Genomic DNA, 19,420 nt, shown 5'->3' on the forward strand with positions numbered 1-19,420 from the left:
CTCCGGACCGCAATCGTAGCCCCGCGCACCCCAGGCCGACGCCGCGCCGGGCGTCAAAAGAACCATGCCCGCCGCCCAGCCCGAGTTACTAACCAACTCAACCCCGCGACTGCAACCATCAGCAGGCCGCCCCGCCAATCACCATCGCCGCAGCAACCACCGAACCGCGAGGCGGATTCAGCGCCATCTCCGCCGTCGCGGCGCCGATGCCACTGCTCGCCCCTGCGATCACGATCACCTGCTCACGTATCGGTTTCAGTCTCAGTTTCATTGAATGCTCCCGGTTGGCAACGCGAGAATCGCGCTGGGGATCGGGCAGCAATCCCCATTACTGGACGTGTCGCGCGGCCTGTCGTCACCCAAGCGTGCTTTCCCCTCCCCGCCCTGGCGGACGGGCGGGTTTCATTTTTTGCCGTCGCGCGGCTGCCCCTCTCCGGACCGGTTGTCCACGGGCGGCGCATCCGGCGTGGCGCGACCAGGATCCCAAACGTCCTCGGGATCCATGCCCGGCGGAAACTGCCGCCCCGCGCCGGTGCGGTTCGGATCGGCCGGGCGGTCCGACAGCGTGCGTTCGCCAGGCGGAACGGGCTTGCGGTCCGCGTCGGCGGGGGCGTCCTGATGGGAATGGGGCTTGGTGCTCATGATGCATCTCCTTGGGTTGTAGTCACGGCCAAGACGTTTCCTTCATCGGCAACACCATCACCTCGGGCACCACGGTCTCCGGCGGTTGCGTCAACACGAAGCGCACTGCGCGCGCGACGTTGGCGGGATCTTGAAGCGAGGCGTTGTCGATGTCCGGAAACCGGTCCAGCAGGAACGGGGTGCGCATACCGCCCGCGATGACCGCACTGACCTTGATGCCCATGCCGCGCAGTTCGGCATGCAGGGCATGCGACAGGCCAAGCAACCCCCACTTGCTGGCGTGATAAGCGCTGGCGTTGGGCCACGCACGCCGCGCGGCGGTCGACGCCACGTTCACGATGTGACCGCCGGGGCTGAGCCGGTTCTTGCCCAGCTTGGCCATCAGGAACGGTCCCGTCAGATTCGTGCGCAGCACGCGCTCCCAGATGTCCGTGTCAAGCTGGTCGATGGAAGCCGTCACATCGATGCCTGCGCTGTTCACGATGGCGTCCAGCTTGCCGAACTGGCGCACAACCGCGTCCATGCACTCGGCGACGTCCGCCGCCACGCCCACGTCCATGATGCAGGCCATGACGTCCGCGCCGCCTTCCTTCAGCTTGCCCGCGACAGCATTTGCGCGCTGCTCGTCGATGTCGCTGACCGCGACACGAGCGCCTTCGGCCGCAAGCTGCTCGCACAGCGCCGCGCCCAGTCCACTGCCGCCGCCCGTCACCAGGATTACTCGCCCGTCAAGGCTTTCGAATTCATGCATGGTTGCGCTCCTTTTAAGCCACGATGCGTGCGGCGATCCGATCTTCCCAGGGCGCATCGGCCACCATGCGTCCCTTCACGCCCTGTCGGATGCTGCGATGCGTATTGACCACGCAGAGACCGCATGCACCAATATCCCGAACGGCGAACAGGAGGCACAAATGGCAAATCCAACATATAAGCGTGTCATGGAGGTGGTGGCAGCCGCCGCCGATGGCAGCACCTACCGTATCGACAGATACTGCTCGCAGCCCCAGGGCGATGCGAAGACCAATTCCTATTGCTGCCTGCCTGACGGACAACTTGTGACATGGGAAGGCGATGGGCATTACAAGCTGCCGGACGGCACAGTCGTCACGATGGTGGCATCAAGACTGTGCCAATAGCGCGCGACGCAGTCGCGCCTGGCGCCAACCCGCGGCTACATCCCGCGAATCAGCAGTCCAACGATGAACAGCACGGCCACGGCGCCAATCCAGACGGCTAGCATTAGCCAGGGTCCCCGGCCAGTCTTGGCGCCGCGCCGCGCCGGACGGGCGCGGGTAGAAGAATCGTCAGCAGGTTTCATGATGCGCTCCCGGATACCCGCCCCCGGCTCGTGACCCGATCACGGCCCTGCGCCACGAAAGACACAGGGCCGCAATCAACGCCACAGCTTCATGCAGGTTGCAATTACTTTGCCTTGCCCGCCTTGGCCGCTTCAGCATTGGTATGCTGCAGCGCCAGCATGCTCAGCTTCTCGTCGGTGGCCTTTTCTTCAGCCAGCGTTTCCTTCAGCAGCCTCAGCGCCTCGGCCTCGCCCAGTTGCTTGGCAAAGGTGCAGAGCGTGCCGTAGCTGGCAATCTCGTAATGCTCGACCTTCTGCGCGGCCGCGATCAGCGCAGCATCGCGCACCGGACCTTCTTCAACGTCTTCAATAACGTCCTTGCCTTCCTCCACCAGACCTTCCATGGCGGCGCACTTGATGCGCTTGAGCCGGAAGTCGGCACCCTCTACGATCTTGTCGATGCGTTCGATCTGACCGCGCGTTTCTTCAAGGTGAGTGGTAAACGCTTCGGCCAAGGCGGGGTCAGTAGCAGCACGAGCCATCTTCGGCAACGCGCGGGTCAATTGCTTTTCGGCGCTATAGACATCCGATAGCTCGTGAATAAACAGGTCCTTCAACGTCTTCTGGCTCATGATCACTCCTGTGTGCGGATCGAGGGGAAAGCGGGCCTTGTCCACCCGGTGTGAGCAAGGCGCAAGGCGCATGCCGGATTGCCTTACTGCAAGGGTGCAAGGACAGGCCCGCTTGAATGGTCAGGCGCCGGTGGCGACACCGGCGCTTCTGAACTCAATTACTTTTTGGGGGACACGCTTTGCTGCAAGGTTTTGGCGGCCTGCAGGTGCTGCTGCAGGCTGGGCAGCGTTTCGATCGCGAACTGCTTGACCTCCGGATCCTTCACCTCCTTCGAGGCCTTCTCAAACAGCTTGACCGCGTCCTCGTGCGCGTCCACGCCGATCTCATCGGCGTACGCCTTGTCGAACCCTTCGTCACGCAGTCCCAGCGCCTTGAGCTTGGCCGTCTGCATCATGGAAGGATCCTTGGGCGGCTCAAAGCCCTTGCTCTTGGCCAACGCCTCGAGTTGCTGCCCCACCTTGGTGTGATCGTCGATCATCTTCTGCGCAAATTGCTTGACGTCGGCGTTCTGCGACTTCTCCAGCGCCATCTTGCTGCCGGCAATCTCAAGATGGCCGGACTCCGCCGCGTCTGTCAAAAAGCCGCGCGCCTCGCTGTCCAGCTTGTTCGTGGCAGCCGGCACCTGAGCGCTGGGAGCGGCCGGGGTTTGCGCAAGCGCAACCGAACTCATGCCAAGGACAATTGCAGCGCCAAGCCCTGCTTTCAAAAGACGGTTTTTCATTCGGACCTCCAGTAGTAAATAAGTCGCCGGCTGTCGGCCTGATGCCGCCCGGCGTACAAGGAACATCCAGCAATCGTCATGCCCGCCGAAGCCGCAGGGCGCTGCCCGCAAGTGTCGCCGCCGGGTTCTCCATCAACCGAAATCGCCCTCGCCCACCTGGATGGGGCCGTCGGTCGGCACCCACTGCGTGCGGTGCGCCAGCTCGCGTAGGGCGTCGGCCCCGCTTTCGAATGCGCGCAGCAACTCCGGCGCGCTGTCGTCCGCGGCGCCGAACCGCTGGCGCAGCACATCACCCGATATCTCGAATTGCCGCGTTACGCCGGCCGTCTCCATCTCGAACACAATGGCATCGCCTTGCGTTTTCGCGTTGGTCGCTTTGGTGAATTTCATTTCATTCCCTCCTGGCGCGTGGTTGTCGGAGACGCGCCGCAGGGCGGCGCGCCTGCGGTAAAGGCCAGCAAGTCGTGTTCCGTCACGCCGCGCACGTCAAATCTTCCGATCGTGTAGAAATCGCATCAGTGCATGCGCATCAACAAACTGTGCATCGTCTCGCCCACTCGCTTGGCCATAGCGAAGCGCACGGTTCACAGTCATCTCTCAGCCATGCGCGACGGGAACAATAGTTGCGGCGTTTCGGTTGTCTCAGCGGCAGGGTTACCGGGTTCTGGTTGGGGAATCTGGTGGCTGGCACGGCCTCGCCACGTCGCTGGGACCACTGCGTTTTATTGGACCGTGAGTCTTCGCCCCGCACAGCGGGGCGCTTTTTTGAAGCAGAAATAGCGAGTTTTACGGCGATGTAACAAGGAAACGCCGCGTTACACGCCCTTCGTTGCGCGAGCGCTGTGCCATCGGCACACTAGCCGCTCGCATCTTTTGGGAGAGTTGCCATGCAAGTGGATATCCAGGAGTTGGGAGCAGACGCCGCGCGCCAAGGGTTGACCCTTTTGGATTGCCCCTACCTTCGCACCGCAGCCATGCCTGCGCAGACCGGCGAATCAGTCACTGAGTGGCGCAGCCGCGTCGAGATGTGGAAAGCCGGCTGGAAAGACGGCGTCAGATCTCGCGTTGTCGGCCGTGCGCCGTCATCCCCCTTCATGATCACTCGCAGGTAGCGCACTGCCTGCGGTGCCTATCCCGCCAGGCGTTTGGCGGTGGCATTCATCAGCGCGAAAAACGCCTGCTGGCGTTGGTCGGGAATTCTTGCACTTTGTTGCACCCACCCGGAGGCCGATTTTGGAAAATCCCGGGCAGGAAATTTCCGAACCCCACTCTTTGGAGCGCACGATGAATACTGAAAATGGTATTTGCGTAGATGGATTCAAAGTCCACTGCGATGTCATTGAGTTGCCGAGCGGCAAGTATCGGCTCGACGTCACGACCCGGCGTGACGGCGACCACGACGGGAAGTCCGTCTGGCCCATCCCGAGCGGCAAGCTGTTCGCGGCGCAGCATGAAGCCGAACGCCATGCCAAATGGATCCTCAAAGGCATCCGGCGCGTGGACGCCAGCGGCACACCGCAGTTCTGCCTGACCTGATCTTTACCTGACCTGGCGCCTTGCGGGCGTCGATCTTCTGGAGCGCCCGCGGGCGCTCTTTTTCGTAGATCGCCGCCACGCCAGCGCCCCGGGCACGCGCATTGCTCTGGCGTCACAGGCCTGTAGTGTCAGCGCGCCAGGGCAGCATCGCACGACCACAGCACGGCAGGCCGGCGGCCCACCAAACGGTGTGCCGGCCCTTCAAACCCGAGGAGCATCATGAAACGGCCACGCCACCGCACGCAAAAGGATTCAGTGCTTACGGCATACGCAAGGCCATTCTGGGCGCCGACGTCGCGACGTTTTCCGGGAACGCCTTAAGTGCCCCAACCCGCCGTGCAGGACGGCCAAACCCTGCCGGATCCGCGCGCTTCCATGCTGAAGGGCCTGCTCGGAACCTGTCTGCTCGCACTCAGCGCGTTCGGCGTCTTCGCGCTGTGGCGATATCTCGACGCGTCGCATCCGGCGGTGGGCGCGGCGCTGCTGGGCGGCTTGTTCGCCGCCGGCGCGACCGCACTGGGCGCGTTGCCGGTCGCCTTCTCGCAACGGGTGCCCGAACGTGTCCAGGACACGTTGCTGGGATTCGGCGCCGGCATCATGCTGGCCGCCTGCGCCTTTTCCCTCATCATTCCGGGGCTGGACGCCGCCCGCGATCTTGGCAGAGGGCCATGGGGCGCGGGACTTTCCATCGCCGGCGCCATTCTGCTCGGCGCGCTGGCGCTGCTGTTTCTGGACCGCGTCCTGCCGCACGAGCATTTCATCAAGGGCAAGGAAGGCAAGCCCGCCCGCAACCTGCGGCGAACGTGGCTCTTCGTGTTTGCGATCACGCTGCACAACTTTCCCGAAGGCCTGGCGATCGGCGTCGGATATGCCGGTGCAGATCCCGTGCAGGCCGGCTCTTTGGCAATGGGCATCTCGATTCAGGACGTGCCAGAAGGCCTGGTGGTGGCCATCGCACTGCTGGCCGCCGGCTACCGGCGCGCATTCGCGGTCGGCTTCGGCATGGCCTCGGGCCTGGTGGAACCGCTGGGCGCGTTGCTGGGTGCGGCCATCGTCGGCTGGTCGGCGTCGCTGCTGCCTTGGGGATTGGGCTTTGCCGCGGGTGCGATGCTCTTCGTCATCAGCCACGAAATCATCCCCGAGACTCATCGGAAGGGACATGAGGTGCCCGCCACCTGCGGCCTGATGTTGGGGTTCGTGTTGATGATGGTGCTGGACACCGCGCTGCAATGACGCCCGGGCTGGCGATACGACGTCACCGGTATAAATGTCTCACTCCATCTTTGGATGCACAGTTGCGTTGACGACGCTCATCCGCTTTCAGTAATTTAGGCCGGTGAGCTGCGCTCACGTTTTTGTACATGCCGTTTTTGTCTGTGTCTGAGTAAGCCGTTTCGTCTGCAAGCCAACCCCAGGAGCTCGAATATGAAGAAGCACCTACTGATGATTGGTCTTATTGGCTCATTGACCTTCGCGGTCACCGGCCAGGCAGCTGATGCGAAAAAGCCTCTCGCGCTATGGCAATGCCAGGATTTCCTGGGCGTGCAAGAGACCTATCGCCCCGTCGTCGTCAGCTATGCAGAAGCGCTCAACAACAAGGGCAAGCCCGAAGAAGCCGTTCTCGACGTCGAGGGCATCAGCACCCGCACGCCGATGCTGGTCAAGCAGTGCAACGAAAACCCTAAACAGATGCTGCGCGACGCCCTGGCGGGTCTGAAGAAGTAATTGTTCGCGCTCCCCTGGAGCTTGCGCTCCGGGGGCTACAACCCCAACGTCAGCAACATCAGGAACGCGCCAAACAGCACGAAGTGCGTCAGCCCTTCGATCGCGTTGGTCTGGCCGTCGTTCAGGTTGATGGCCGCGACGACCAACGTCACCAGCATCATCAGCGTCTGCAGCGGCGTCATCGCCATGTCGATCCGCTGCCCCGTAAAGAGGGCCAATGCCTCCATCGCCGGCACGGTCAGGATGACCGTCGACAACGACGCGCCGAGCGCAATGTTCACCACCGATTGCATGCGGTTGGCCAGCGCCGCCCGGAACGCCGTCAGCATCTCCGGTGCGGCCGAAATGCCCGCCACCACCAGCGCGATCAGCCCGATCGGAACGTCCATCCCTTCCACACTGCGGTTGAGCGCATGCGACATCAGCTCGGCCAGCGCGCCCACCGCAATGATGCCGACCGCCATCACCGCGGCCGAATGGCGCCAACCGGGACCGCCACCGGGGGGCACGGGCGTGCGCGTCTTTTTCTCGGGATAGCTGTAGCTGAAAAAATAGCTGTGAGGCCCGGTCTGCATCCGCACGAACACGCCGTACATCAGCAGCATCGACACCACGGTAAAGGCGCTGTAGGCGCGCCAGCTGGGCTGCGGCACGAACTCGGGAATGATCATCGACACGGTGACGGCAGTCAGGATCATCACGCTATATGTGCGCGCCGAATCGTCGTTGTAGGCCTGCTCGCCGTGCTTGAAGCCGCCGATCAGGGCGGCCACGCCCAGGATGCCGTTGATATCCAGCATCACCGCCGAATAGATGCTGTCGCGTACCAGCGTCGGCGAGCCCGCCTTGGACGACACGATCACCAGCACGATCACTTCGACCAGCACCGCCGACAACGTCAGGATCATGCTGCCATACGGATCACCGAGCTTTTGCGCGATGCTTTCCGCGTGGCGCGCGACGCTCAGCGATGCCGCAAGAATCGCGGCGATCAGCACGGCCGTTTCCGTCAGGCTTGCGGCTTGGCCAAGCCCCTCGAGTTGCGGTTCGATCACGAACCCTGCGATCGCGAGCACGCAGGCGAGCAGCAGGAACTTTTCGGATTGCAGTAGGGATTTCATCGCAACCTGACGGGCCGGAACACCGAGAGCCTAGCACGCGCCGATCCGGCCGCGGCGCGGATCATCGGGCACGCGATTTGCTGTGCATAAGGTCCGTGCGTGTATGGATGGAGCGCCATGCCGAAAAGGAAAGCAGCGAAGCGGCAAACCAGATCCAAGCCGCAACCACGACCCGGAAAGGCCGGCAAACGCAATCCGGTGTCCCATTTTTTTGACCGCTTCGCGTCACTCGTCACCAAGTGGGCGGGTTCGCCAGTCGCCTTCGGCATCGCGCTGATCGCGGTCGTGGTGTGGGCGACCTCGGGACCGGTGTTTGGCTTTTCCGAGACTTGGCAGCTGGTCATCAATACCGGCACCACCATCATCACCTTCCTGATGGTTTTCCTGATTCAGCAGAGTCAGAACAAGGACAGCGAGGCGCTGCATCTGAAGCTGGACGAGCTGCTGATCGCGGTCAAAGGCGCTGACGAGCAACTGGTCGACGCAGAGCGGCTGGACGAGGACAAGCTGCTTGCCTTGGCGTCCGCGCTAACGGCCCGCGCACGCAAGCAGCATCGCCAGCGGGCGCGCAGCCGGCGCCGGGATTGACGGATTCAAGGCGGCTTGGCGGCCGCCTTGACCGTCTCCAACTACGGAATCGCTGACACATCCCGTCCGGTAGGCGCCTCGAGACTGCCCGATGGAGGCGCCGGCCGCGACAGGTGCGCCGGACTTGAGGAAATCGCCGGACCCGACGGCGGTGACGGATCCAAAGGTCGCAACGCGCGCGAGGCTTGCGTGGCCTGCAACGCGCGCGCCGTCCGCAGCCGCCTCACCTGGTCGTCCAACTGCGCCCGCAGGCGCTCGATCTCCGCGTCATCGGCCAAACGCACGGCCGCAGCGCGCACCTCCTCGACCATCTTCTCCAGTTTCGCCATGTCGGGATCAGGCATCGGATTGCTGACGCGCCGCACCTGCATGCGGCCCATCAACTCGTTGACGCGATCGCGCATCGCCACCGCAGCCATCGCGCGCAGCGGCTGGCGCAAAAATCGCGGCCATCCCAGCGCCGCCCCCGCGGCCAGCGCAGCGGTCCGCGCCCACGCCCCGCCAACCGCATTTCGGGGAGCGCTGCGCCCCATCGGAACGGCGAGCGCTTGGCGGTCGCGCTCCATCTTGGCTAGCAGGGCTTCCTTGTCAGCGAGTGTGGTCATCTTGGGCATAATGGCTCCGTGCCGCAGCGGTATCGAGGCGCACCTGATGGCTCAGCTCCGCAAAGGGCGACCCCTTCGGCGCGCTACGTGTCGAAATGGCGAGCGAAATGAGCGTGATGAGCAGCCACGCGCCGGCGACGAGCCACGCCGCCAGCTTGCGATGCTCCGTATCCCAGAAGCTCACGATGGCGGCCACCGATACGAAACCCAATGTGCCCAGCCCGCAGAAAACGAGGGCCACACTGCTGATCACCGTGGCAACCAGCGCGGCTCGGTATAGGGACAGTTCGATCCCCACCAGCTCCACATAGTCCCCCGAGCGTTCGGCGGCAAAGGCCGCGATGCGGCGCAGTCTGCGCAATCGTTCCGAAATCATGGCGTCTCCTTGGGCTTGGCAACCCCCGTCAGCAAATTGCATTCCGGGCTGCACAGTCCCTTATGCCCGCCCGGCAGCTCGCCTTCCAGTCAGGCGCAGCAATAGCCCCGCCAACTGCTCCAGCCGATACGGCTTGGACAACAGCGGAATACCCTCTTGCCCCGCCCTTTTCACTTCCTCGCCCAGAAAGCCGGTCATCAAGGCAACCGGCAGATCGGGCCGTCGGGCGCGTACTTCGCGCGCCAGTTGAATGCCGCTTTTACCGCCGGGCATCATGGCATCCGTAAGCATCACGTCGATGACGGCGCCCTTATTCAACACGTCCAAGGCTTCGGCGGCACTGGCGGCGGGCGTCACCACATAACCCAGCTCTTCCAGCATGCTGGCTGTCAGGGTCGCGACTTCCGCGTCGTCTTCGACCAGCAGCACGTTCAGTGCCGTCTGCTGCTCCTGAACCGTGCCGGCCCCAGCCGACCTGCCCTGCGCAGCCAGCCGCCGTTTCGACCGCGGCAGACAGACCGAGACCGTAGTGCCAACGTCCATTTCGGTCGAAAGCTCGATGGCGCCGCCGGACTGTTTGGCAAAGCCATACGCCTGCGCCAGTCCCAGCCCCGATCCCTTGCCGACATCCTTGGTGGTGAAAAACGGCTCAAACACGCGTTCAGCCACCGCCGGGCTCATGCCGGTTCCGGTGTCTGACACCCGCAATGCAATGTGGTCGACCGTCAACTCGCCCTTACCGGATGGGACCACGTTCTCGGTCCGGATCTCGATGACGCCGCCGTCCGGCATGGCATCGCGCGCATTGACCGCCAGATTCAGGATGACGAGTTCCAACTCGCCGGGATCCACTTCGACCGGCCAGAGATCGTCGTCCAGCGCCAACGCAATGACGATGTCGCCGCGCAGGCTGCGCTCGAGCATCTCCAGCATGTTTCGAACGACCGTATTCAGGTTCAGAACTTCCGGACGCAAGGCCTGGCGGCGCGCGAACGTCAGCAATTGGCGCGACAACGACGCGCCCCGGTCCACTGCCTGCCGCATCGAACCATACAGGCGGGTACGCCGCGCCTCGTCGACGGGACGCTGCAGCATTTGCAGCCCGCCGGAGATGACCATCAGCAGGTTGTTGAAATCGTGGGCCACCCCGCCTGTAAGCTGCCCCAACGCTTCGAGTTTCTGGGCTTGGCGCAGCGACTCTTCGATCCTGCTGCGTTCGCGCATCTGCTGCTGAAGCTCGGCATTGGCCAATTCCAGTTCGCGCGTCCGGCTTGCCACGACCGACTCAAGCACCTGCGCGGCCTGTTTCTCGGCTTGGAGCAGCGCGCGGATTTCATACTGCCGCGTCCGGGCACGCGCCGCCGTCTGGACCATGGTGGTCAACGCAAGGCTTTGGACCGGGCGTTCCAGCAGCGAAACGTTGCCGAGCAGTTCTGTCATCCGCTCGCGCCACCGCACGATGGGGCCGGTCTGCGTCTTGCCGGTCAACACGACGAAGGGCAGCCCGGACCACGCGGGCTGTGCCTTCAACCACTCTGACACCTGGTCCAGGTTTTTGCCGAACAGACCTTCCTCGGTCAGGCAGACAGTCAGGGCGCCGGCTTCTACCTGCGCCAGCAGGTCCACGATGTCCCGGCAGACGAACGTGTCGAAACCCGCGCGCTGCAGCAGCCGCGCGCCGGCCTCACCGTCGCGGCCGATCGGTGCGTAAACCAGCACGCGAGATTCAGCGTCCTCAGGCCGGTGCATCGGGATTGTTCAGCAGAAGGCGCAGATCATCGCCCGTGTATTGCGGCGTTCCCGAGAATATGCCGTGGAACGACGTCAACGGCGGGCCAACGACCAGCCCTTCTCCCGACATGCTGAGTTCGCGGATGGCATGTTCGTGCGCGCCACTGCGCTTCTTGACGACGGAGATGGCGCGCCGGACGCGTCCATCAAACTCGAAGTACCGCAGCATGATCACCGTGTCGCTGAGATAGCTGATGTCCATCGGCGTTTCCATCGGCCCCACCAAGCCATGCTGCGCCAGGATCATCACCGTCGTCACGCCCTGCTGTCCAAGGTAGCTCAGCAGTTCGTGCATCTGCAGAATCAGGAAGCGGCCGTCGGGCATGGCGTTCAGATAGCCGTTCAGACTGTCGAACACCACCACGCGCGCGCCATCCTCCTCGACCGCGCGGCGAACCTGCGCAGTGAACTCGCCCGGGGCCATCTCCGCGGGATCGATTTGCTTGAAGGTCAACAGCCCTGCTTCGAGCGCGGACTCCATCGGCATCCCCAACGCCCGGGCGCGCGCGAAAAATGTGGCCCGGGACTCGTCGAAAGCGAAGATGGCCGCATGGTCGCCGCGCTGCGTTGCTGACAGCGCGTACGTCGACGCAAGCGAAGACTTACCCACGCCAGCCGCACCGATCAGCAGAACATTCGTCCCACGGTCCAGCCCTCCGCCCAACAGGCTGTCCAGTTCGGCATTGCCGCTGGGTGTGGGCGTCGGGGCGAACTCCTTGTGATGCTCCGCCGCGACGAGCCGCGGATAGACCTGCAGCCCGCCCTTCTTGATAGTGAAATCGTGGTAACCGCCGCGAAAATCCATGCCACGCATTTTCAGAATGCGCAGCCGCCGCCGCTGTGCGCCGTAGTCGACCGCCAATTGCTCAAGCGCGATCACGCCGTGCGAGATGGAGTGCAACTGCAGGTCGTCCTGTTTGGCCGCCTGGTCGTCAAGCAGGATCACCGTGCACCGGCGACTGGCGAAAAAGTGCTTCATCGCCAGGATCTGACGGCGATAACGCAGCGAGCCCTGCGCCAGCAGACGCAGTTCCGACAGGCTATCGATGACGACGCGCGCGGGATCGAGCGATTCGACCTTGTCCAGGATCAGGCGCGTGGTCTCGGTCAGTTCCATCTCGGCGGGGTGCAGAACGGTGAGTTCGCGCTCCGGATCCAGCACCTCTTCGGACACCAGTTCAAGGATCTCGACACCGTCCAAGGACCAGCCGTGGCGGTGTGCGACCAAACTCAGTTCGGCTGGACTTTCGGACAGCGCGACATAGAGCGCGCGCTCTCCCTGGCGGACGCCTTCCAGCAGGAATTGCATTCCCATGGTCGTCTTGCCCGTGCCAGGCCGGCCTTCGCAGAGATACATTTTGTTGGGATCCAAGCCGCCGCCCAGGATATCGTCAATGCCGATATTTCCGGTCGAAATTCGGGCGTCGGGCTTGAAAGCCGCAGTCTGTTCTTCAATCGTTGCGCTCATGGCTTTCCCGTAAATACGAGTGAGAAAGCAAGCATATCGCCATCGCCAATGTCGAATGGCATCCAGCCGGAAAGATATGTTACGTACTGAATCGCCCCAGCTCGGGGGGGAAACGGCGGCCGATGCCCCGCCCTGGCGTGATGTCAAGTAAGCACTGTCCGGCTTGGGATGCTACGGGCCTTGTAACAGGGATGCGTTGGAAATCCACAAAAGGCAAAACGCCCGCCTTCTGCATATGGAATGCAGAAGGCGGGCGTTTTGCGGGTCAACCAGTTATTCGAACGAAATCTGAAGCTGGGGATTGATCTTCCATTCGAACCGGGCGCTGGCCTCGCCGCCGCCGGCGTCCTGGGCCAGCACCACGTACCGGCCTTCCTGCGGCGTCGGCGGCACCAGACCGCGCAGCGTGCCGGTGGCCTCGTCAAACTTCAGGCCTTCCGGAAGCTTGGCGGGCGTCGTGCCGTCCTTGTCGAACAGCGCGTAGCGCACCGCGCCGCTTCCGCCCGTGGCGTTCACGACCGGCAGCGCCGACGGCATCGAAGCGCCCGCCGTGAGTTCGACCGGGAGGGTGGAGATTTCCAGCGCGGGCGCCAGGTTGAAATCGACGGGAATGGAAACGCGAGCGCCGCCTTCATCGCTGATGGTGGCGGTAAGCCCCACCATTTTTTCCGAGGACTTGGGAACGGCGCCGCTGACACGGCCGCTGCCATCGAGCACCAGACCGGACGGCATGCGCATGGCGCTGCCGTCGGGGTTGGAATAGGAAACGGCGTAGTTGCCGGTGCCGCCGCTGACGTTGATGAACTTGACGGGGCTCTTGATGCGACCGCCCGCCGTCGCTTGAATGGAACCGCCTTCGACATTCAAGGGCGGATTGATGGTCAATTGCACGGTCCGGCTGGCCTTGCCGCCGCCGCTGTCTTCGACCTGGATGAGATACGTGAGCGTCTTGGGGCTGGCGACAGAGGGAGCTGCGCCAGACAGCGAACCGTCGGATCCGAACACCAGGCCGGCCGGCAGTTCGGCGGGCTTACCGCTGGTGTCGAGCAAACGGAAGTTCAATGCGCCCGTACCGCCCGACGTGCGCACCCGGATGAGTTGGGAATTGAGCGTTGCGCCCGAGGTGATGGAGAGACCCTTGTCCGGTGCGGTGGCCGGCGTGCGGGCGCGGGTGCTGTCTTGACCGCCCGTGGTCGCGGCGGACGCTGCCGGCGCGTTCGTGCCGGATGACGGTGCACCTTTGGCGGGCGCGGCACGTTGAGTGATCTTTCCCACGGGCGGCTTGAAGTCTTCGGCAGCGATGGCTTGGCCCGGCTTGACTGCGATCAGTCCAACAGCGACTCCCAAGCACGCGAATCGGGAGATTATCTTTTTATTCATAACGGTCCTTGTGACTTAATCAACGATGCGCTGTGCGCGTTACACGTCTCTCGACAAGCCGGGCGCGGCGCCCGTCCTGCGAGTCTCCAATTGCCTCGTGCCTTTCAAACAGACCTTGGTGCTCCGCTTTGCCTCTTTGCATGTGCATCGCGGCGGTGCGCAAGGCTGCCGGTCACGTTCAGCGTCAACGAGTCGGGCAACTGGGCGACACATTATTTCAAGATCAACTAACCGGGATGCAGAGCAAAACTACCTCTTTGCAGGCACAAAATCGGCGCCCGCCTCAGCGAGCTGCGCATCGTTGGCGGGCAATATCAGACCAATGAAAAGGCGGGCCAAGGCGAGCGAGGAGTTGATGTTCAACTTCGAATAAATACGTGCCTTGTGGTTGTCCACGGTTCGGACCGAGATATGGAGATGCGCCGCGATCTCCTTGCTGGAATTGCCCGCGATCACATCTTGAACGATCACCAGTTCGCGCGGCGTGAGCATCGCTTTGCGCGCTTCCTCTTGGTCCGCCCAGACCCGGTTCAGATGTGCGCGCCGGCTCAGGCGCAGCGCATAGTGAACGGCTTGGCAGAGTCGGCTGGAGTTCAAAGGCTTGGAAAAAAAATCGACCGCGCCGCGTCGAAGGGCTTCAACCGCATCGCCAAATTCGGGTTCGGCCTTGATGAAGATGGTTGGCAAAGCGGCGTTCGCCTGGATCAGGTCGCGCTGCAAGGCGGTCTCGGCAGCCGGATTCCCAAAATCCATGATCAGGCAATCGCACTCGCCCGCCGAATAGTTGGACAGGAATTCGCCGACTGTGCGGCTCTGCACGACATCGATGGAAAAATCCGCAAGAATCCGGCGGACCGCCCACGCCGAAGATTCGTCCTCGTCAACGATATAAGCTTTCGCGCCGGGGGGACTGGGACTGGGCTCGGCTGCGGATGCAGCCTTGGCCCGCGGCGCGTGGCGGGCGTCATGGAAGATACGCGGGTAATACTGCCCCCACCTCGGCGACTGTTCGAAATACGGCATCATCAGTAATGGCAAGAATGCAAAGCGTCCAACACGGCGGCACGCCGCTGCAGACCACACTGACGTTTACTTGAGAAGCGCATCCGGCAATCTGGATCAGCCTGCACACGGTGGACGAAGTATAGGAACGAGGTGGAAGGCGCTCCCATCAGAAGATTTCTAATTTTGGGCGGGCGTGCTGTCCAATCTTCATGGTGCGACACCGCTGAAGGGAACGTTCTTTCCGGCCCATGCGTTCACCACCGCTTCGTGCCGGGCGGCGCACTCCGTGTACTGAAATGCCAGCGCGATGTGCGCCTGCGCCAGGTCGTCCCAGGACGAGGATTCAACGCGTGACACTGGCGGGCACGGTGCGCTCAGGGTGACGGGCAGCGTTGGCCGCGTCGATGGCGTCGTTTGCGGCGCGCACCCGGCCAGGGTCGCGCACGCAGTCAGCAGGCAAAGCGCTTTGGACGACTTCACGGGTGTACCTCTGGATGACGTGGGGCCGCGTGGCGGCGAGCTGATCAATACGGGCCTGCAGGTCTCCAGACAGCCCGGTCAGGCGCTCGGCTTCAAACCTGAACTCCTCCAAGCCCGCCACGCGGTGGGCCTCCAGACACTCGGCCCGGCCGGCTTCGCGCTCGCTGTGGCCGTACCACGCTATCCCCGCGCCGGCGAAACTTAGCGTCACGGCACCCGCCACACCCGCCGCGGCGTATCCTTTCCAGCCCGTCAGTGCTGCGAGCAGACCCATGTGCCGGCCTCCCTGCGCGTCACCAAGCCGGGCAACGTCACCAGCACGCCGCCTTGACGCCCCTTGACCCACCGATTGAGCTCCGCGCAGCCGCCGTCATAGTCGCGCGCATTGAACTTGCGGCGCATGGTCGACGCGGCCAGGTTGCCGGCGCCGAGGTTGTAGGTGAAGTCGATCAGCGCGGCGCGCTGCCAGTCATTCAGCGGCACGGTGATCAGGCGGCGGACCGCGGCGTCCGCAATCGCCAGATCGGCCTCTCGCCATGCATCGCACTGGGCGTCCGTATAGATCCGACTCGGATCGATGTCCGGCCCCGTGTGGCCGTCGCACACCGTAAGCACGCCGACCGGGTCAATGTAGGGCCTGCCCCGCACCTTGCCCGGCTCGAAGTGCGCCACCAGCACGCCCGCGATGGCAACGGCGCCCGCGCCGCCCGCCGCGAGCAACTTTCGCTTGAGGCTGTTTCCGATCATCTGATTCCTCTCCACGCCGAATAGGCCGTGATGATTGCGGTGCCGAGCCCGACCAGGTAGGCCAGCGGCCTCGCCACCTTGCCCAGTCCCTGCAGCACCTTGAATCCGCCGGCCAGCGCCTGAAACGTGTCGACGATGTCCTGCGTGTTCTGCCGGATGGTCTCGATCGAGGCGGTATTGCGGGCCGTGGCTTCGGCGGTCTGGGCCATTTCCTGCTCCATCTGCACAACCCGGTCGCGCAGCGACTTGACGAAGGCGTCCGGCGGAGGTTCGCGAGCCATGAGATTTCCTTTGAAGCGACAATTTCAGCGGGTCTTACTCCTACCCGTGCGTCAATTCCCGATCGCAAAGTAGTAGCAAGTCGGCGACTGCTGGGACTCATTGGACGTGCAGCCGACGAACGAAATCGACCCGTTCACCATGCCGGAGACACTGATGGAATCCATCGCGTTGGGGGTGTTCTGGATCGAAGGAAAAACACCGTAGATCTGATTCGGAAACGGAATGGGAAGCGTGATGGTGACGCCACCCGTGTAGTAATTACCCGACGTCGTATTCATGACGACCGTGCTCCTTCCCCACTGGAAGATCACGCCGCCCAGCCAGGATGGAAGCGCCAGATAGCCGTTCACGCCCAGCGACATCGATACGCCGAAGCGCAGCTTTTTCGGCGTGACGACGGTCGCGTCATCCGTGCCGGCGTTGGTCTGAGCCTGGGTCGCAATCTTCGACGTGCCCTGCACCGTCTCGCTGGCCTGGTTTCCCGTCACCATCAGGATGGCGGTTCCGTCGCCAAAAATCAGCGCCGAGTTTCCGTTGGGAACCACCACGCCGCTCCCCGCTGCGGTCTTGCACGTGACGCTGAATGCGCCCGAGGCGTTGTTGACCACCAGCCAACGCTGTCTGTTGGCGGGGAAGATCACCTGGACATTGCCGGTCAGGGTGCCGGACAGCGCGACGATCGGCTTTGCGAACTGCGCGGGCGTCAGCGTGACATTTGCGTTCGACAAGGCGGGGATCGCCACGCTTCCTTGATTGAAGGCTGGCGTCCAATTCGCCCCCCCGTCATCGGGATTGGTGGTGTTGTTGTCAGCCAGATTGATCCAGAATCCGTCCTGGGCGGCGTTCAGCAGGACTGCGCCCTTGGGGTATCCGCCTGCGCCCGCGCTGAAGGACGCGTCATAGGAATAGCCGGCGCCCGCCTGACCCCATCGCGTCGCGGCGCTCAGAAAATTCAGGATCCCGTTGAAATCCGCCCCATAAGGCGGCACGCCTCCGGCCGCCAGCGGCGTCATGGTCAGCGGCGGAAATCCGTCGGTAAACGATGCCGCGCCGGGCGTCACGCCGATCTGCGAGTTGACGGGAATGGTGTTCTTGGTGCCGCTCTGCGCGAACGGCACGGCGGACTTGCTGGGTGCATTGCTAGCTTGCATGGATAAGCCCCGAAGATGTGAAAAATGCGCCGGATCCGAAAGGCTGCATCAGCGCCTCGCGGAATCCGAAGGTGGTTGGAAGGTCGACCTGCAGCACGTTGGCCAAGACGGCCGCCGGCTTGGGGATCGCGCCCGATTGGGTCAGGATCGCGAGTTCGTAGGGTTCGAGCGCGAACTCGAACACGTAGCGGAACTCCATGTTCCCCGTGTCCGACACATAGCAGCGCCCGCGGCCGGCAAAGAGGTTGGAGAGCAGCCGGTTCAGGCTGGCCGAGGTGCAGTCGGAGATATTGGCCAGCGCCTTGACCAGGATGAGCTTGCGGTACGCGTCGTCGGCCAGGCGGTAGGTCTGGGTGGCCTGAACGCCGGTGTAGAACGGCGCCTGGTCGAACGGCCGCCAGCTGATCGCCTCGTCAAAACCCAGGTAGGAAACGTCCCCCGGCACGGTCAGCATGCGGCCGATGTCGACGATCCTGCCCCAGATGTCCAGCCCAAACCCCCGCGCCGTCTCCACGTTCCAGACGAAGTCGTAGAACGCGTCGAAATCCGCGTCGGGGTTGATGTAGTCGTCCATGTTGTTGATCAACTGAACGAGCGTCGGGCTGTTGGCGTACTGGCTGATGAGGGTGCGGGCGACGAGCCCCGGCTTGGGATCGACCGTCATACCAGCGTCACCGAAATGTCGTCCGCCGTGACGGTGGGCCGGCGGTCGATGGGCACCGTCAGGCTGGCCGCCGTCGGCGTCGATGTGCCCAGCAGCAGCGACAGGATCGACACGGAAGGGCTCAGCTGCGAGATCGACGCGTAGAACCGGCTGGCGTAGAGCGTCGAGCCGATGCGCGCCCGCTGGCCTCCATCCACCCCGTTGAAGGCGTTGATGATCGCCTGCCGGGTCAGGGCAACGATGTCCGACGGCAGCGCCGGGTTGTCCGCCAACTGCACCGCGAAGCGCACGGGCAAAGCGGCCGGGGTTTCCCACTGCACGACATACGAGGGATAGGGATAGGAATATCCCTCCCGGTCTTCGACCGTGTAGGACGTGTTGCCGTTGTAGTCCGCCCCGTTGCTCTTCTTGCGCCAGATCGCATCGGCGATGTCCGCCGCCTCGCCGCCCGCCACCGCCACCCAGATCGAGTGCGGCTTCAAGACCACGCCGCCGACCGATATCGGCGTCGACTGGGTGTTCTCGGTGACGTAGGCATCGATGACGCCCTCGACGTTCGCCACGTTGGCGTACAGCGCGGGAACCGAGCCGCGGGCGTTCAGCGCCACCGACTGACGCCGGCGCGCTTCGAATTCCGCGCGGCTTTCCACGTGGGCGCCCACCGTCCCGGCGTCGGCGTTCGATATCGAATCCCAGCCGGGAATGGCCTGATAGATCCGGTTCAACGCGCCCGGCGCACAATCCACCGGCCCGTCGACCGAGCAGGCGAACGGCAGGTCGATGCGGCCGCTGGCCGGGATCGTGCCCGCCTGCGTGCACAGGTACAGATGCCCATCCAGGGCTTCTGCGCGCGCGCCGACCGGGATGGTCACGCCGGTGAGGCCGGTGCACGTCGCAATGACGGCCGTGGGCAAGCCGGGCTTGCGGTCCAGAAAATAGATCCGCCCGATGGCATCCTGCATGCGGCCATCGGCAAACGCCGGATCGACCTGGTTCACATACGCCGCGAACTCGTTGTTCTTGTCGCCGATGATGGCGGTCGTGCTGGAGGCCAACTGCCCTTGCGGCGTTTCCAGGGCGTCGTTCAGTCCGCCGCCGAAAGCGGCGTCCATGTCCGATTTAACCCCGGCCAGGATCGCGGATTCGCTGGGCAGCACCAGTCCTTCCGGCGTGAACTGCACGCGCGGAACGTGAGAGATATTCGACAT

Annotated in this window: 25 protein-coding genes; 6 read left to right on the top strand and 19 right to left on the bottom strand. The window is 63.6% G+C overall.

Going from position 1 to position 19,420, the window contains the following annotated elements; genetic code table 11:
* Positions 1 to 118 precede the first annotated feature (118 nt).
* The 3 genes from RT697_RS15690 to RT697_RS15700 all read right to left on the bottom strand — a co-directional run bounded on the left by RT697_RS15690 (position 119) and on the right by RT697_RS15700 (position 1,393).
* Positions 119 to 271 carry a hypothetical protein gene (locus tag RT697_RS15690; RefSeq protein WP_313700037.1) on the bottom strand — a complete coding sequence of 51 codons (153 nt, stop codon included), beginning with the start codon at positions 269 to 271 and terminating at the stop codon, positions 119 to 121.
* A 131-nt stretch (positions 272 to 402) separates the two neighbouring features.
* Positions 403 to 642 (bottom strand): hypothetical protein, encoded by a 240-nt coding sequence (locus RT697_RS15695; protein WP_313700038.1) that lies wholly within the window; start codon positions 640 to 642, stop codon positions 403 to 405.
* 22 nt (positions 643 to 664) lie between these two features.
* Entirely contained in the window at positions 665 to 1,393 is a 729-nt protein-coding gene (locus RT697_RS15700) for an SDR family oxidoreductase (RefSeq protein ID WP_313700039.1), read from the bottom strand.
* Between RT697_RS15700 and RT697_RS15705 the strand changes: the two genes are divergently transcribed.
* Positions 1,392 to 1,778, top strand: a complete 387-nt coding sequence (locus tag RT697_RS15705) for a hypothetical protein (protein ID WP_313700040.1) — start codon at positions 1,392 to 1,394, stop codon at positions 1,776 to 1,778. The two genes, RT697_RS15700 and RT697_RS15705, sit on opposite strands and share 2 nt — an antisense overlap.
* Positions 1,779 to 2,064: 286 nt before the next feature.
* On the opposite strand, the gene RT697_RS15710 is transcribed toward RT697_RS15705, so the two are convergent.
* From RT697_RS15710 to RT697_RS15720, 3 genes are all read right to left on the bottom strand, one after another.
* Positions 2,065 to 2,571, bottom strand: a complete 507-nt coding sequence (locus RT697_RS15710; RefSeq protein WP_313700041.1) for a ferritin-like domain-containing protein — start codon at positions 2,569 to 2,571, stop codon at positions 2,065 to 2,067.
* Between the two features lie 158 nt (positions 2,572 to 2,729).
* The gene (locus tag RT697_RS15715) at positions 2,730 to 3,242 is read right to left on the bottom strand and encodes a DUF4142 domain-containing protein (protein ID WP_313700043.1); all 513 of its coding nucleotides are present in this window, start codon (positions 3,240 to 3,242) and stop codon (positions 2,730 to 2,732) included.
* A 183-nt stretch (positions 3,243 to 3,425) separates the two neighbouring features.
* Positions 3,426 to 3,683, bottom strand: coding sequence for a DUF1488 family protein (locus tag RT697_RS15720; RefSeq protein WP_313700045.1), 258 nt, complete (start codon positions 3,681 to 3,683; stop codon positions 3,426 to 3,428).
* A gap of 497 nt (positions 3,684 to 4,180) precedes the next feature.
* Between RT697_RS15720 and RT697_RS15725 the strand changes: the two genes are divergently transcribed.
* The 4 genes from RT697_RS15725 to hdeA all read left to right on the top strand — a co-directional run bounded on the left by RT697_RS15725 (position 4,181) and on the right by hdeA (position 6,554).
* Complete coding sequence (locus tag RT697_RS15725) at positions 4,181 to 4,405, top strand: CrpP-related protein (protein ID WP_313700047.1); 225 nt, start codon at positions 4,181 to 4,183, stop codon at positions 4,403 to 4,405.
* Positions 4,406 to 4,577: 172 nt separating this feature from the next.
* A complete protein-coding gene (locus tag RT697_RS15730; protein ID WP_313700049.1) occupies positions 4,578 to 4,829 on the top strand; it encodes a hypothetical protein in 252 nt (83 codons plus the stop codon).
* A 375-nt stretch (positions 4,830 to 5,204) separates the two neighbouring features.
* Positions 5,205 to 6,062, top strand: a complete 858-nt coding sequence (locus tag RT697_RS15735) for a ZIP family metal transporter (protein ID WP_313700120.1) — start codon at positions 5,205 to 5,207, stop codon at positions 6,060 to 6,062.
* A gap of 192 nt (positions 6,063 to 6,254) precedes the next feature.
* The gene (gene hdeA, locus RT697_RS15740; RefSeq protein WP_313700051.1) at positions 6,255 to 6,554 is read left to right on the top strand and encodes an acid-activated periplasmic chaperone HdeA; all 300 of its coding nucleotides are present in this window, start codon (positions 6,255 to 6,257) and stop codon (positions 6,552 to 6,554) included.
* Between the two features lie 35 nt (positions 6,555 to 6,589).
* Here the strand turns inward: hdeA and RT697_RS15745 are convergent, their stop codons facing one another.
* Entirely contained in the window at positions 6,590 to 7,675 is a 1,086-nt protein-coding gene (locus tag RT697_RS15745; RefSeq protein WP_313700053.1) for a calcium:proton antiporter, read from the bottom strand.
* 117 nt (positions 7,676 to 7,792) lie between these two features.
* Here RT697_RS15745 and RT697_RS15750 point away from each other — a divergent pair, with 117 nt between their 5' ends.
* Entirely contained in the window at positions 7,793 to 8,263 is a 471-nt protein-coding gene (locus RT697_RS15750) for a low affinity iron permease family protein (RefSeq protein WP_313700055.1), read from the top strand.
* Positions 8,264 to 8,304: 41 nt separating this feature from the next.
* On the opposite strand, the gene RT697_RS15755 is transcribed toward RT697_RS15750, so the two are convergent.
* The 12 genes from RT697_RS15755 to RT697_RS15810 all read right to left on the bottom strand — a co-directional run bounded on the left by RT697_RS15755 (position 8,305) and on the right by RT697_RS15810 (position 19,420).
* Positions 8,305 to 8,877, bottom strand: a complete 573-nt coding sequence (locus RT697_RS15755; RefSeq protein ID WP_313700056.1) for a hypothetical protein — start codon at positions 8,875 to 8,877, stop codon at positions 8,305 to 8,307.
* On the bottom strand, positions 8,852 to 9,244 hold the full coding sequence (locus RT697_RS15760) for a phage holin family protein (protein ID WP_312429936.1): 393 nt from the start codon (positions 9,242 to 9,244) through the stop codon (positions 8,852 to 8,854). Before RT697_RS15760 ends, RT697_RS15755 begins: the two co-directional genes overlap by 26 nt.
* 60 nt (positions 9,245 to 9,304) lie before the next feature.
* Positions 9,305 to 10,993 (bottom strand): ATP-binding protein, encoded by a 1,689-nt coding sequence (locus tag RT697_RS15765; RefSeq protein ID WP_313700058.1) that lies wholly within the window; start codon positions 10,991 to 10,993, stop codon positions 9,305 to 9,307.
* Positions 10,980 to 12,503: an ATPase domain-containing protein gene (locus RT697_RS15770; RefSeq protein WP_313700060.1), complete on the bottom strand. Its 1,524-nt coding sequence runs from the start codon at positions 12,501 to 12,503 to the stop codon at positions 10,980 to 10,982. Before RT697_RS15770 ends, RT697_RS15765 begins: the two co-directional genes overlap by 14 nt.
* 273 nt (positions 12,504 to 12,776) lie before the next feature.
* The gene (locus tag RT697_RS15775) at positions 12,777 to 13,850 is read right to left on the bottom strand and encodes a putative Ig domain-containing protein (protein WP_313700062.1); all 1,074 of its coding nucleotides are present in this window, start codon (positions 13,848 to 13,850) and stop codon (positions 12,777 to 12,779) included.
* Between the two features lie 282 nt (positions 13,851 to 14,132).
* Entirely contained in the window at positions 14,133 to 14,909 is a 777-nt protein-coding gene (locus tag RT697_RS15780; protein ID WP_313700064.1) for a LuxR C-terminal-related transcriptional regulator, read from the bottom strand.
* Positions 14,910 to 15,231: 322 nt separating this feature from the next.
* Complete coding sequence (locus RT697_RS15785; RefSeq protein WP_313700066.1) at positions 15,232 to 15,642, bottom strand: hypothetical protein; 411 nt, start codon at positions 15,640 to 15,642, stop codon at positions 15,232 to 15,234.
* Positions 15,621 to 16,115, bottom strand: a complete 495-nt coding sequence (locus RT697_RS15790; protein ID WP_313700068.1) for a lysozyme — start codon at positions 16,113 to 16,115, stop codon at positions 15,621 to 15,623. The genes RT697_RS15785 and RT697_RS15790 overlap by 22 nt, the downstream gene beginning before the upstream one ends.
* Positions 16,112 to 16,396, bottom strand: coding sequence for a hypothetical protein (locus RT697_RS15795; RefSeq protein ID WP_313700070.1), 285 nt, complete (start codon positions 16,394 to 16,396; stop codon positions 16,112 to 16,114). Before RT697_RS15795 ends, RT697_RS15790 begins: the two co-directional genes overlap by 4 nt.
* Before the next feature lie 51 nt (positions 16,397 to 16,447).
* Entirely contained in the window at positions 16,448 to 17,548 is a 1,101-nt protein-coding gene (locus RT697_RS15800; protein ID WP_313700072.1) for a hypothetical protein, read from the bottom strand.
* Positions 17,538 to 18,212: a DUF2612 domain-containing protein gene (locus RT697_RS15805; RefSeq protein ID WP_313700073.1), complete on the bottom strand. Its 675-nt coding sequence runs from the start codon at positions 18,210 to 18,212 to the stop codon at positions 17,538 to 17,540. Before RT697_RS15805 ends, RT697_RS15800 begins: the two co-directional genes overlap by 11 nt.
* On the bottom strand, positions 18,209 to 19,420 hold the full coding sequence (locus RT697_RS15810) for a baseplate J/gp47 family protein (protein WP_313700074.1): 1,212 nt from the start codon (positions 19,418 to 19,420) through the stop codon (positions 18,209 to 18,211). Before RT697_RS15810 ends, RT697_RS15805 begins: the two co-directional genes overlap by 4 nt.

The sequence above is a fragment of the Achromobacter sp. genome (genome assembly GCF_032113835.1).
Lineage (GTDB): Bacteria > Pseudomonadota > Gammaproteobacteria > Burkholderiales > Burkholderiaceae_B > Achromobacter.

Bases quoted from the DNA above. Each gene is read 5' to 3' on its own strand.
- RT697_RS15690 (WP_313700037.1), bottom strand. From the start codon at position 271: ATGAAACTGAGACTGAAACCGATACGTGAGCAGGTGATCGTGATCGCA.
- RT697_RS15695 (WP_313700038.1), bottom strand. From the start codon at position 642: ATGAGCACCAAGCCCCATTCCCATCAGGACGCCCCCGCCGACGCGGAC.
- RT697_RS15705 (WP_313700040.1), top strand. From the start codon at position 1,392: ATGGTTGCGCTCCTTTTAAGCCACGATGCGTGCGGCGATCCGATCTTC.
- RT697_RS15700 (WP_313700039.1), bottom strand. From the start codon at position 1,393: ATGCATGAATTCGAAAGCCTTGACGGGCGAGTAATCCTGGTGACGGGC.
- RT697_RS15710 (WP_313700041.1), bottom strand. From the start codon at position 2,571: ATGAGCCAGAAGACGTTGAAGGACCTGTTTATTCACGAGCTATCGGAT.
- RT697_RS15715 (WP_313700043.1), bottom strand. From the start codon at position 3,242: ATGAGTTCGGTTGCGCTTGCGCAAACCCCGGCCGCTCCCAGCGCTCAG.
- RT697_RS15720 (WP_313700045.1), bottom strand. From the start codon at position 3,683: ATGAAATTCACCAAAGCGACCAACGCGAAAACGCAAGGCGATGCCATT.
- RT697_RS15725 (WP_313700047.1), top strand. From the start codon at position 4,181: ATGCAAGTGGATATCCAGGAGTTGGGAGCAGACGCCGCGCGCCAAGGG.
- RT697_RS15730 (WP_313700049.1), top strand. From the start codon at position 4,578: ATGAATACTGAAAATGGTATTTGCGTAGATGGATTCAAAGTCCACTGC.
- RT697_RS15735 (WP_313700120.1), top strand. From the start codon at position 5,205: ATGCTGAAGGGCCTGCTCGGAACCTGTCTGCTCGCACTCAGCGCGTTC.
- hdeA (WP_313700051.1), top strand. From the start codon at position 6,255: ATGAAGAAGCACCTACTGATGATTGGTCTTATTGGCTCATTGACCTTC.
- RT697_RS15745 (WP_313700053.1), bottom strand. From the start codon at position 7,675: ATGAAATCCCTACTGCAATCCGAAAAGTTCCTGCTGCTCGCCTGCGTG.
- RT697_RS15750 (WP_313700055.1), top strand. From the start codon at position 7,793: ATGCCGAAAAGGAAAGCAGCGAAGCGGCAAACCAGATCCAAGCCGCAA.
- RT697_RS15755 (WP_313700056.1), bottom strand. From the start codon at position 8,877: ATGCCCAAGATGACCACACTCGCTGACAAGGAAGCCCTGCTAGCCAAG.
- RT697_RS15760 (WP_312429936.1), bottom strand. From the start codon at position 9,244: ATGATTTCGGAACGATTGCGCAGACTGCGCCGCATCGCGGCCTTTGCC.
- RT697_RS15765 (WP_313700058.1), bottom strand. From the start codon at position 10,993: ATGCACCGGCCTGAGGACGCTGAATCTCGCGTGCTGGTTTACGCACCG.
- RT697_RS15770 (WP_313700060.1), bottom strand. From the start codon at position 12,503: ATGAGCGCAACGATTGAAGAACAGACTGCGGCTTTCAAGCCCGACGCC.
- RT697_RS15780 (WP_313700064.1), bottom strand. From the start codon at position 14,909: ATGATGCCGTATTTCGAACAGTCGCCGAGGTGGGGGCAGTATTACCCG.
- RT697_RS15785 (WP_313700066.1), bottom strand. From the start codon at position 15,642: ATGGGTCTGCTCGCAGCACTGACGGGCTGGAAAGGATACGCCGCGGCG.
- RT697_RS15790 (WP_313700068.1), bottom strand. From the start codon at position 16,115: ATGATCGGAAACAGCCTCAAGCGAAAGTTGCTCGCGGCGGGCGGCGCG.
- RT697_RS15795 (WP_313700070.1), bottom strand. From the start codon at position 16,396: ATGGCTCGCGAACCTCCGCCGGACGCCTTCGTCAAGTCGCTGCGCGAC.
- RT697_RS15800 (WP_313700072.1), bottom strand. From the start codon at position 17,548: ATGCAAGCTAGCAATGCACCCAGCAAGTCCGCCGTGCCGTTCGCGCAG.
- RT697_RS15805 (WP_313700073.1), bottom strand. From the start codon at position 18,212: ATGACGGTCGATCCCAAGCCGGGGCTCGTCGCCCGCACCCTCATCAGC.
- RT697_RS15810 (WP_313700074.1), bottom strand. From the start codon at position 19,420: ATGTCGAATATCTCTCACGTTCCGCGCGTGCAGTTCACGCCGGAAGGA.